3 protein-coding genes are annotated in these 13,817 nt (G+C 47.7%); all 3 read right to left on the bottom strand.

The window, feature by feature from the left end; translation table 11 throughout:
• Window positions 1-20: 20 nt before the first annotated feature.
• A complete protein-coding gene (locus OHJ21_RS28395) occupies window positions 21-6,059 on the bottom strand; it encodes a DUF7601 domain-containing protein (protein ID WP_486021777.1) in 6,039 nt (2,012 codons plus the stop codon).
• A gap of 453 nt (window positions 6,060-6,512) precedes the next feature.
• A complete protein-coding gene (locus tag OHJ21_RS28390) occupies window positions 6,513-12,554 on the bottom strand; it encodes a CehA/McbA family metallohydrolase (RefSeq protein WP_486021775.1) in 6,042 nt (2,013 codons plus the stop codon).
• 125 nt (window positions 12,555-12,679) lie between these two features.
• Entirely contained in the window at window positions 12,680-13,786 is a 1,107-nt protein-coding gene (locus OHJ21_RS28385; RefSeq protein ID WP_326118512.1) for an SGNH/GDSL hydrolase family protein, read from the bottom strand.
• Window positions 13,787-13,817 lie beyond the last annotated feature (31 nt).

Here is a 13,817-nt window from a genome sequence, read left to right as displayed (position 1 = left end):
TTTCTTACCGCCTTTCCGGTCTACTGGATGTGCGCTTTCTTCTTGTTACCGAGCAGACGGAGCACGATCGTCATCAAGGACATCAGCGCCAAAGCCAGATAGAAGATTGGCGATACGCTGTTGTCTCCGGTTTTCGGAGCATCGTCCAGCTCGTTATTTCCATTGCCTGCACCCTCATCAGCTAAGTCGCTGACATCAGGCACGTTGTCGATGTTGCCAGGTTGGTCAGGAGCAGGGCTGACAGGACCTGGATTCACTGGCTCTGGTGCAGGATTGACAGGGCCCGGATTCACTGGCTCTGGTGCTGGGTTGACAGGGCCCGGATTCTCCGGCTCTGGGGCAGGATTGACAGGACCTGGATTCACTGGCTCTGGTGCTGGGTTGACAGGGCCCGGATTCTCCGGCTCTGGGGCAGGATTGACAGGACCTGGATTCTCCGGCTCTGGGGCAGGATTGACAGGGCCCGGATTCTCCGGCTCTGGGGCTGGGTTAACAGGGCCTGGGTTCTCCGGCTCTGGAGTAGGGTTAACAGGGCCCGGTCCGCCTCCAGTGTTGATCGGCTTCATTGGCACGTCGTATCTTACAATGTCAAAATCGACAGAAATCGTATCACTCCTGTGCGTCTCGAATCCGTCCTTCGTTACGATCAGATAGTAATCCGCCTCAGGAAACACCATGTATGCATAGAAGCCATTGGCATCGCTATCCTGCCCCGGGCTCTTGTTGTCATGCGGCGCAAAATTCGGAACCGGAGGGAGCGTTACTTTCGTATCCGGAATGCGGCCGTTATCTCTATTCCGCTGCGTATCCGCATAATACAGCGTAACTTTGGCTCCAGCAATTTTCTTGCCAGTGGTGGCATTTCCTGTCGTTTCATCATAAACCGTACCGTAAGGGTCGACCAATGCCTCGGAAATATTCAGCTCTCCGTTAGCCTTCACGTCCAGCTGCGTCACTTTGAAGAGCAGTTCCTCGCCGTTTTCAGCTTGATAGCGAACTTCCATGGTGTATTGCTGCGCGCTCAGCTCTTCGTCTTCTATGGAGAAGGTGCCGTTCGAAGCCAGCGGGAACGCCTTAGGACGACCGTTCTCCTGAATATAATTGCCGTCCTTGTCCTTCAAATAGATACGCATCTGGCTGGTGAACGAATCGTTGAATAGCTCTGTTGTCCCATCCAACTGCTTGAACAGAATGATCCCTACCGCTGTAATGACCGCCGGAACGGTTTCGTCTGATACGCTGCTGTCCACTTTAGCCTTCTGCGTGAACTCGACAGGGACATCCTTCCCGCCTACCTGATACACCTTCGTATACGTGATCGTATAGTCGGTATCCGCTACGGCAGGGACTGAATATTCACCCTTCTCATTCGTCCAAATCTTCTGTTTTTCGTTGGTCTTTTTGTTCGTCACGATGATTTCCGCATTCGGAATGACTTCGCCTGTGTTGTTGTCACGCAGCACGCCTTCCAGATACGGGCGAGTATTTTCAAAGTGTGCCTCTGCCAATGTTTTCTCCGGAATGGTGCCTGTGTGTTCGAGACTCTCAGGATCCGTCACATAGCCGTTCTTCGAATAATCATCCTGGGTCACCGTATACTTGAGATACGTCGGAAGACCTTCTATAACAAGCGTCTGGCCGTCGGTAAGCTCGAAGGTGTCTCCGCTCGTGATTGTTCCCTTGCTGCCGTCCGATTTCTCATAGGCGAAGGATTTGTCCGATCCCTCGCCTGTGAAGGTGAGCGTGTACTGGAACGGCTTCGACTTGTCGTCGTCTTTGCCTTTAACCGTGTTGCCGATAAGCAGGCTGCCTTCGATAACTCGCACATTCGTGAACGGGGCAACTTCATCTTTCCCCACCATGACCCCGGTATACTGCCGTTCCTTAGGCGTGGTCACGTATTCGTCAGTTGTGTAGTCCTTCTGCGTCACCGTGTATTTCAGATCCTTAGGCAGTCCTACAATTTCCAGCGTCTCTTCATCCTTGAGTGTGAAGGATTCACCAGACTTGATCGTGCCCGGTGTACTTGTCGCGCCATCCGACTTCGTATACGCGTAGCTTCCATTCTTGCCTGCTTCTTCAAAGATGATGGTGTACTCGAACGCTTTCGTCTTGTCACCGCCGTTGCCCATGACCGTATTGCTGACGGTCAGCTTGTTGACGGTCCGTTCATTGATGAAGTCCGCCTTATGGTCGCCTTTATTCTCGATTGTGCCGGACAGCTCTCTTGTCTCCGGCGTGGTGATATAACCGTCAACCGTCGTATAATCGGCCTCGGTTACGGTATAGACTAGATCCGCAGGCAGCGTCGGGAGCGTCACAGATCCCCCGTGCTTGAGGGAAATCTTGCCTCCACTCTTGATCGTGCCAACCGTATTATCCGACTTCTTATAGTTATACTCTCCGTCCTTGCCTTCGCCGGTGAAGGTAACGGTGTATTCAAAATCCTTGGAAGCATCGCTGCCGTTTCCTTCCACCCTATTGCTGATGGTTAGCTTCCCTTGGGCCGGCGTAGGCACGACCAGCGGATTATCGGAGGTTACTTTTACGCCATCTACCCAGATAGGCTTGCCTGGCGTATTTCCTACATACACCTGATACACATGGGTGACCGGCAGCCAGGTATTCAGATCAATGTAGGTTTCCTTCAACTCATAATACCCCGGATCCGGGAACAGCAGATTCAGTTTCCCTCCGCTATCGGTTGTTCCTTTGGCGATTTGAGTTCCGTCGTCTTTCTTATAGAGCGTAAACTCTACGCCCTTTAGCGGATTGCCATCGGGATCTACCTTTTTCAGGGGCAGCAGGGCATTGGAGCTTGAACTGCCGGCTACGTCTGAATTGTCCAGCGTGCTTTCACTTTTGGCACTGACCGTTTTCAGCTTATCAGCGCCCATCAGCTTTACCTCGTTGCCCATTTTGTCGCCAGCTTTTGCTTTGGTGTTATCCACCTCAGTCTGGTACACAAACTGGTAGAAGTGGTTCGGATCGTCCATCTTAAAGGTTAGGATCGTCTTGCCATCCGCACCCGGTTTGGCTTCCACCTGAACTTCAGCATTCGGATCGCTTAGGTCGAGTGCCGAGCCCTCTCTTTCCAGAGCACCGCTGGCAGACAGTTTAGCACGATACACTGCCATACTAGGCGCGGTCAGCACAAGCTCTCCGTTTACGTCATAACGAAGGTTCATGTTGGCACCTATCGTATCCTGCAAAAACACGCCCTGTTCCATGTTGAATGGCGGGGTATAGTTCACCGTCCACTCCAGCACCCCTGGTACTGGCTTCGTTACCGACTTGCCCAGGGTCTGAATAGGTACAATAATCTTACGTTGTTCTGTGACGACCTTTTCCTCACTGCCCCATGTCATGTGAAGATCGGCTTTGTTATAAAGCACCTGCTTGTCTGTGCCGTTGGTGGTGTATTCCTCTAAATATTCCTCTAATGCCGCATTGGAGGGCCTTGCCTTCACCAGAATGACATAAGGGCCTTCCAATTTAGAGAAGGTGAAAGTTCCCACATTTCCACTATGAGAAAAGCTTACCACATGAGCATTAGTGCCTGGTTCGATAAGTGTTCTGGCATCGTTTCTGACACCATACTCTGTACCTCCCCCATTGTCCGAAAAACCTTTCCAAAGCTCAAAATCTTTGCCTTCAGAAATCGGCACGAATTCCCAACCTTCAGGTAGTGTATCCACTAGCTTGATGTTGCTAATTACTCGGCTACCGCCGTCCTTAGCCATTTCTTCTGTGTTGTATCCTGGCATATTCACACTTAGACGGAATGTGACAGTCTTAGTTGTTCGGTCATAGGCAGAAATCGTCCATGCTTCATTGTTATCGTTTCTAATATAACTGCTAACGTTATTCGGGCTAACATTTTCAGGCGTACCATCTGCTTGCAATGGCTTTGACGCAAAGAGCATATCCTTGTTCAGCATACGCAGATGCAGGTTGGTGCTGTTTTGTGCTTGTTTTACGGTGTCGCCGTCAATGAGCAAAGCCCGATTCCAGCTTGTTTTCCCTGCGTTGATATCCTGCCTGAAGAGGATGTCTGGGTTGGTCTCAAGTGCACGGAAGCTGAAAGATGCAGCTTTATCGGTATATCCGGTCACCTTGATCAAATCCGCCACCACTTTACCGTTCACGGTTAAAGGAATAGCTTTCAAGGTTAAGCCGTTTGCGCTCTTGAGGGTACCTTCGTGATATTGCTTCCAAAGCTGAGCAGTATTAACATTTGCCTTGATTTTCGCAATCGTTTCCGCGCTCACCTCGCCGGTTCCATCCACAGCGTTATCCAAGACGTTCAAATCCCCGCCATGCACCAACACATCGTATACGGCTGCATTTGGCAGGTCATACTGTGGCGTAAGATTAACGGTCCATGTGATACCGCCCAGGTTATAATCCTCCATCGAAATAGAGCCTGTTTTTGTAAACGAGTGCGCGCCGATGTTGACAATGGCCTCATCAGTCACTGCATTAGGTCTTGTACCGATCATGACATCGTTGTTCTGTATGCCATCTGGTGTATCCATATTCCAGTTGGCACGAGGATCAATTCTGAAGCTGGAACCGCTTGTTACCTTGCTCTTAATCACTAATTCTACTTTACCGTTAATATCCCCAAAGGAATAAACGCCGTTCGAATCTGGTGTAATTTGTGTTTCTCCAGATGCAGCGCCATCCTCCCATGTCTGCCATTCAGCTGATAAAAAGTCCAGCCCAGCAGGTAATACATTTGTGAGTGTAAAGTCCTTTAACCCTTTTTTGTTATATTGGTTAACAGTGACCCTCCATGTAATGGTTTCATTCGGATGGTCATAAGAGCCCGATGCTTGAATCCAGTCGGGTGCAACCCACGTTTCCCGTGTTGCACTGGCTTTTACATCAGCACTCGTATCCCTCAGTTCAACTTTTGGGTCAAGACGCTGTCCGCCACTTCGACCGGGATCGATTGCCACGCCCCGATACTCTTTATAATACAGATCCTTATGAAACCATGCTTGATACTCAACCTTTGGATCCACCCCCGTTCCTGCCGGGAAGATGTAGCTCAGACTGCCATCTACATCCATGGTTGGGTCTACCTTAGTGCCGTTTACCTTGAAGGATCCCGGTACATAGACCATACGGTAATCGGAAGGCTTCGTATAGAACGTCATTCCATCTAGCGGCAGCTTGCTTGCTTCATCAAGCACATCAAAAGAGGATGGAGTAGACTGGATAGACAAATAACCATCTTGATAAGCTGGGACGGTCACATACCACCAAGTCCAGCTCCCATTCTTTGGCCAGTTGTTTCCTGTCAAGTTGATGCTGTACGCCGGCGTAACATCCGGGTTCTTTAGCTCATACGCTCCCCCGAAAATCGAGATAGGCTTTGTATCGCCGTAATTCATGCCCGTTACATCCGCATTGGCAGTGGTTTCAAAGCCGAAGGTAACCGCTCGTCCAATACCATTGAAAAACCCATCGTCGCCATTAAATACAATCTTGATGCTTTCCGGAGTAAAATAGGCGATGCCAAGCTGTTTCTGACCCGTTTCAGTTGTTGCCATCAAGGTTTTGGTAGCTGTTGGCAATACCACTTCCTCGAAGTAGTCATCCCTTTTTAGTTCGATCCAGTCACCCTTCTGAATGTATAGACCTGGATCCGCATTAGTCGGATCAGCGTCATCACCATTCACCGGCACCTTGAGGCCCTCAGATTTAAGGGTAAATGCCTGTCGGCCCTGGATCGTACCGCCTGGAGCAATGTCCGTTCCCTGCGTCACCTTTAGCGGAAAGGTTGAATTTGCATCCATGAACACCAACGTTTTGTCCGTCGGTGCAGCCATCATCACTATGGAATCGTTCGGTACATCGTACACTGCCTCAGTTACTGACGGCGGTTCGTCCGCGCTCGGCAAATCGGCTTCGCTAACAGCCGCTGCCCCGGAATCGCTTGGCGCGCTATCCGCATACCCAGTGACAGAGAACGCCACCGTCTGCAAGACAAGCGTAATTGCCAGGCAGAAAGAGAGTATTGCTTTACCTATGCTGCGTTTTCGTTTCAAGACACATTTCTCCTCCATTCCCGAACCACTGAAAATTTTTAGCGACAGTAAGATTATCGACCCGATAACACTCAACCGGCCGAATAGACATCTTCTATTTGCTTGATCCCAGTAGCCCTTTGCATCAACGAAATCTTGCGGAGTTCCCTCCTTTTCACCTCCTACCTTAGTCCTAATCTCCACACTTTCTTTTTCATAGTTTAAAAACCTGATCTCTACAAAATCTCTACAATGTGAAGAATTGCCTTCTACCTTCTCCTTGCAAATCTCAATAATAGATTGGGAGTGATCATGAGGGAGGATATTCCTGAAGCGATCTCAGTTACCGGAAAGGGGGCTTGTTCAAAAAGTAACACGTTCAGTAATAAGTTCACTTGCGGACATAAATGAAAATGAGCCCGGCATCATGACCGGACTCATTTTCATTAAACTGCCTAATACATATGGTGCCATTCAAACGATCTCATGGTTGCTCCGCCATGAAGGTAGGAGGGTGCGGCTGGTTCGCAATCCACCACCCCCCGTTCCGATTAAGGCCGAAGAAGTGAATGTAAGCTTGACTTCAGAATCCATGCCTGGGTCGACTCTCTCCATATCGATCTGCTTCGGAGTCAAGATTTTCAGCTCATAGGATGAAATCAAGCCATCATACTCTGCCGTGATGAGTACGGCTCCTTCCGACTTTGCTGTTACTATACCGCTAGCGCTAATCTCCGCTATACTTGGATCACTGCTTGTATAGGTGACGTTTATCTCTACCTTTTCACGGCTTCCATCACTGTATACAGCGGTAGTCACCGTTTGATCACTCTCCCCAACGGCCAGCGTAAGCATCCCCTCGAGCTCAAGCTCAATCAGGCTAACCGGCTCGCCTTCGTTGCCTTCTATTACCGATTGTAAAACTGGCCGTTTAGCAATATCGTCCCATCTCCAGACAGCGTTAAAGTCCCAACCTAATCTGTCAGTATAGGTAGATGGAGCCTCTATTTCAGTTTGGGATATACCTAATCCTTTCAGGGTTGTTAAGGACCCTTCAGCAACACCTTCCCGATCCACCATCATGCCGTCAAATGCATAATTATTTTCGAGCGTGGCGGTGTGCCCCGCAAGAACTCGTCCCATCACCCGGTTTGCCATCGTTGGCGCCGTAACCGAAGGGCCAAGGGCAATGACATTTCTGACGACCGTATCATTGTATCCGTATCCAGTCACTCCGCCCGCATTGCTCGTCATCGCTCGAACGGTTCCAGACGCATACACGTTTTCTGTTAAGCTGCCCGAGTTCGTAATTCCGATTAGGCCACCGGCCTGACTTACCTGAGCGGTTACATCCGCGGTAGAATAACTGTTTCTTACGATACCATTGGAATAGCCTACTAGACCGCCGACTGTGCTGGAGCCTGTAATGGAGCCTGTTGAAAGACTATTCTCTAACTCGCCATTGTTCGTGTTGACGAGTATGCCTATTCTACTCCCGCCAGTGACGCTGGCATCTTTCATGGCTATATTTCTAATCACTCCGCCATTGAGATGGAATAAGCCGCCACTCGAAGAGTTAAAGTTAATTATTTTCTTCCCGTTGCCATCCAAAACTCCGGTGAACGAAACCACTTTAAAAAGTGACTCAGCCGGTTGTCCGGCGTAATCCAAATCATGGTCCAAAATATACTTTTCTGCCGGGAAGTTTTCCATAACGTTCAAATCAGCAATGGATTTGATTCTGTAATAACCGGCTTCGTTTCTTTCCAAAGGCACGGCAGGCTCGCTTGCCTCTTCAGGATTATTGTTCAATACCGGACGCTTTAAAGCATCATTCCACACCCAAACCGATTCAAAATCCCATTTCAATATATTGATATACGTATTGGAATCTTCAACCTGTTGCTGGGATAGCCCTAAGCCCTTTCTGTTGTCAGCAGCGGCAATACTTTCACCTTCTACATCCACAATCATGCCATCAAACGCATAATTATTCTCAAGCGTTGCGGTATGCCCGGCAAGAACTCGTCCCACCACACGGTTTGCCATCGTCGGCGTTACGACTGAAGGATTGAGAGCAATAACATTTTTAACAACCGTCTCATTATAGCCGTAGCCAGTTACTCCGCCTGCATTACTTCTAAGCGCCTGAACGGCTCCAGATGCATACACGTTTTCCGTTAAACTGCCTGAGTTTGTAATTCCGATCAAGCCGCCAGCTTGGTTCAGCTGGGCCGTTACATCTGCAGTAGAATAGCTGTTTCTCACGATGCCATTGGAATAGCCCGCTAGACCGCCCACCGTGCTGGAGCCTTCGATTGTGCCCGTTACATAACTATTCTCTACCGTTCCGTTGTTCGTGTTAACGAGTATGCCTATATTACTTCCGCCAGTGACGCTTGCATCTACCATAGCTATGTTTTTAATCGTTCCGCCATTAAGATGGAATAAGCCGCCGTTTTCTGATTTGACATTGGTTAACGATTTATTATTTCCATCAAATGTGCCGAGGAACGGCGTCCCCTTAAATAGGGGTTCAAATCGCTGCCCTTCAAAATCAAGATCGTTTTCCAATATATAATTTTCATTTGGAAATTCTGAAATGGTCTTTAATTCGCTAATCGCACGAATGATGTAGTACCCATTTTCGTTCTGATCAAGCTTCGGCTTCGGAATATGATCTTCGTTAATTTGCTCCAAATTACTTTGCAGTAATGGACGTTTGGCATCTTCATTCCAGATCCAGATCGAATCAAAATCCCAACCGAGGGTCTCCATGAAAAAAGATGGCTTCGTGAATGTGTCTGCACCCACCCCCTGTCCTTTTTCATTGTTTGGATCAGCAACCGTCACGTTCTCACTGCTAACAAACATATTTTCATCGGCGTAATTATTGACTAAAGTTGCCGTCTCCCCAGCTAAAACTCTGCCGACAATTCGATTCGATGCCGTACCTGTAACAATAGATGGATTTAATGCCATACTATTTTGAATGACCGTATGGTTATATCCGTATCCGCTGATGCCGCCAGCATTGGATTCATCTGCTATTACGGCTCCCATGGCATAGACCTGTTCGGTTATACTCCCCCGATTCGTAATTCCGATCATGCCGCCGGCTTGCTTGCCCCGTGCATGAACTCGAGCTGTTGAATAACTGTCTCTAACGATACCGTTCGAGTAGCCCACAAGACCGCCAACGGTAGAATTGCCTCTAATAGATCCGGTGCTGTAGGCATATTCCACGATCCCATCATTCTGATCAACCAGGATTCCAACATTGCTCCGGCGAACATCAATGTCAGCATGGATGATTCCTACATTACGAATCGTCCCTTCATTAATGGCAAAGAGGCCTGCGCCGCCTGAAGAGATAATAACGCCCGTAATCGTATGCCCTTGCCCATCAAACGTACCCGTAAATGGAGTGCCATTCGCGCCAATGGCCTCGAAAAACACGCCATTCCCATCAATGTCCCGATCTAAAACAAAATGTTTGTCCGGGAATTCATGCATTTTATAAAGTCCACTGGCACTTTTGATTTGATATGGGTTGCCTTCCGAACCATCGCCCAGCATTCCTTCTTTAGCTATGAACGGGTCCGTTAACGGCTCTTGATCGATTGGATTATTAACCAATCTTACGACGATCGTATGTTCATCGCCAAATGCAAGAGGGTTATCAAATAAGATGATTTGTTCACGTCCGAGATGTTCCAGCGTTGCTTCTTGAATAACCGTTTCCAACAGCTGTTCACCTGTATGATCCCGCTTTTCTCCGATAACGGTGACACGTTCAAGCGAGCTCGGGTAATTCAAGACCCCAACGCCCTTCAAGACGTTATTTTCTACAATTGCGCTCGTTAATTTCATATAATTGGCGGGTTGGTTCATCGTAAATGAATCAATTTCAACACCGTCGCTGTTGTAAGCTTTCAAGGTGAGAGATTGATCGTTTGATTCTAAAATAACACCCGTCTGCTTATTTTCATCATACACGATATGATCCCAGTCAAATGATTTGTTATCAAAGAACGTTGGACCTGATGAACCAACGGTAACAAAAGTTGTTCCTAAATTCATCGCTTCTTCCGATATATCTTTTACACCGTTTCGTATGGTTGTCCGTTTATACACATGATCATGACCGCCAATATACAAGCTAACACCAAGCCGTTCAAATGCTTGAGACAATTTCACTCTCATCATGTCCATACCGGTCTCATCGCCGGATTGACCGCCATAATAAGGATAATGCCCCATCACGATTTTCCACTTCTTGTCGGTTGCCCGCAAATCTTTTTCCAGCCATGACAGCTGCTTGTCGAAATCCAGCACAGAATTCAGAACAGCAATGTGCATATCGCCATAATCAAACGAATAATTCGTTTCCCGGTAACTGCCTTCGCCGTTCTTCGGCAGGTTGAAAAACCCGGAGAACGGCCCGATTTTCCGCTCCGTCGCACGTTCACGGTCCCCGACAATGTGAGCAGAAACGAGACCCATATCATTGTTGTAAATGTTGCTAAACACATCATCCCATGCATACATATTGCCGCCGTTCTCGACCAAGTCTCCGACTTGAATCACAGTCTGTCCGTTTGAATTTTTCTCCTGCAGAACATCCAGCATATTTTTAAACAGTCGGAAACTTTCCGGATTTCGATCTGGAACTTCAAGATCTCCCATCACATACAATACGTCTTCCTCTGAAGCCGGCGCGGTCCTAAAGCTATAATTGTCGCTCCAAGGTCCAGTCGGTGACATTCCATACCGATAGTCATACGTAGTCCCTAAGTCGAGACCTGTTATATTCGCTTCATGAGCTGCAAGCACGCGATAGTTACTTTTGGCAAATGTATCGCCATACGCGACTTGAAAATAAGAGACTCCCGCTTGTACTACTTCCGCATGGTCCCACGTCGCCTCTGACTCCGGTTTATACTGAACATATGACGTCTCTAAAGCCTTATCCGTCACCAAATTTATTCCTACTTCACGTTCATTCCCACCTACATTAACAATGGGTTGAAATTCATTTAAAATTTGTTCGGCATCCAGATTTTGTTGATCAACAAGGATTCGAATAAGTTCAACACGCGTATTTCCTTGAGCGTCGGTTGCTACATACTTAATGAAATATTCTCCATACATGTCGACCTTAAAATGCTGATTTGCTACGGCTACTTCTCCTTTATCATTTAAAACGATGGCTTCCACCGATAAAGATTGACCGCGGTTATCTGTCGCTGAAGCGCCCAGCACCTCCACTTGATCCCCAAGCTTAATCGTGTCGGGATATTGTCCATGAACCGTGATTTCAGGCGCGTGCACCGTGCCCCTCGTTTCATCACCAATCCAAATTGGAGCACTTATAGCTTCTTCACCGTCTGCTTGAAAAGCTCTAACGAGGAAATAATCCCCATCTTCACTTGCTAAGGTTACTTCCTGTTTAAATTGATTGCTGGCAATATTGCCGTACTCTTTGAGAATTTCACCACTGTTTTTGTAAATAATAACTTTATCCAAAATATCGCTAACATCAGGGTCATTTATCCGTATTTTAAGTTCTATTTCTTTTGTTTTGGCTGGAAGGATCGCCCCCATCATCTGACCTTTTGCTGAAACCGCCATTTCTAGGTTTCGATCAAATGATACATAGGTGCGGTGGTTTCGCATCGCCTCGTAAAGACCTTCTCTAGTAAGATTATCTCCCCACATACCGGTCACATGGGGCTGGACCATTCCCCAGTTTCCTTTGTGCTCGTCTCCGCCAAACACAGGTGAAACATGCCAGCCTTGATCTAACGCCTTGGTATAGACTGCAAAATCATTGGAGGATTTGTATTCCATCAGATTAAGGTTTTTGTCGACATCCCGGTTATAATGTTTAAATTCATTGAAACTCCAATTTCCTGACGCGCGTGGGTGATTAAATTGTGCAATCGCATTGGGATCTTGGGCAAGTCTTGCGTAGAAGGTTGGCAAATCATATTTGATGTCGCTCCAGCCCCAAGTGCCATCCGCACCTACTCCATGTGTTCTTGCAAACCATGGGGCATTAAATAAGTTGATATGGCCCGCTTCATCATACCAAGTCACTTCCGTACCCGGCAGCGTAATAAATTCGTGATCACGATTGTGAGCATCGGATTGCTCATGCAACATCTTGTATTCTTCTGAATAAGAGTCTTGAACATCCGTAATGAAATCACTGCCCGTACTGATGTCATAAGTCACGTCGTGTTCCGTCACTGCAAAAAAATCAAAATCTGTATTACTTTTCACAAAATGATAAGCATCATTAGGCAGCAATATCCCATCACTGAGAGAAGTATGGGAATGCATGTGACCTTTGAACAGTGAAGCTCCTAAATACTTAGCTCTATCTTTTTTAGAAACACCCTCTTCTTTATCTGAGGACGCGAATACATTGATGCCGTAACACAGACTAACAACCCCCGCAATAAAACAAGCCATCACAATAAAAGGCAGACTTCTTCTTTGGGACTTCAATTAAAATCCTCTCCTTTTTCGGCTTAATTGGTTAAGACAGTAAGACAGGTGTCTGACTGATAAACAAACAGCCCCTAAACCAAAAAATGCAGTCTGAAGGCTGTTCATATCATCTGTCTTGTTCATCACAGTCGCAACAATCGCTTAATGATAGGCGCAAGCGACTGTGCCATGCGCAAAAATCCAAGGTCCGTTGGATGTGTTCCGTCAACCGTACAATCATTGACGAAATCATCGCCTAGCAGCTTAAAACCGTCAATGAAATGAATATTTCGGTCTCCTTCTGTCCGCCTCTGTTCAACATTCTCGATCTGAATCAGCCTGCGGCGATCATGAAGCTCCCTCCTCTCCGTATAGAACTGGTCTTCGGCAGTGCAAATCCTAGAGACTACTAATATAGGAACTTCGGGATGCCGTTCTCTCAAAATTTGGATGAATACAGGCAGCGTTCGTGCGATGTTTCCGGACTCGCCCGTATTCCCTTCATAATCAAGAATGAATAGAGCCGGATCATCGATTTCCGACATGATATGAGCGAGCTCCGGCTCGCCCTTTCCATTCCCCGAGAAGCCAAGATTGACGAACTCCACCGGAATCATACGGCTGAGAATATTGGAATAAGCCATACCCGGCCGGGTGGCACATCCCCCTTGCGTAATCGAAGTTCCATATATAATGACGGGTTTACTGCTTGCATAGGCAGGTGCACCGCTTATGACAGCATCCTTATCTACACCGATCCATACCTCTTCTACCCCTTGGTAGAGCGGCAAGTTTAAGGTGACGGCCACATCTTTTTTTGTATCCCACTGATAAAGCTGGGATTCATATTCCCTTTCCGTTGGTTTGAATCTAGCCGTGGTGATAAAGCTCTGCTCTCCCGGCTCTCCAAGATAGCAGTCAACCCCGCACTGCCCTGTAGGCGGCATATGATACATATTCGCCGGTCCGGCAAGACGTACCCTTATGACCAGCCTTGAAGAATTGGTGCGAAAGCGAATTTGCCCGCCTGCCGTACAATAAGCAAGCGTATCAACCGCAGGCGGCAAGACAGCCCCGGAAGCCAAGGGCAGGCGTCTGTATACCCCATCCTGCGTGAGCCATGGGAAGCCTGCGATGTGAAAGGGCGCCTTAAGCGGAGAATGCCATTTCAGCTGTTCACCATTTTTTATCTCCGGGTATATGGTCCCGCCCAGTTGATCTAAGTTTATCTCTTTCGATTGAACGGCCATCTATATCCACTCCATCACAATATTTACTAAA

Source organism: Virgibacillus sp. LDC1 (genome assembly GCF_025792345.1).
GTDB lineage: Bacteria > Bacillota > Bacilli > Paenibacillales > Paenibacillaceae > Paenibacillus_AQ > Paenibacillus_AQ lautus.
This window is presented reverse-complemented; position numbering and strand designations above follow the sequence as displayed.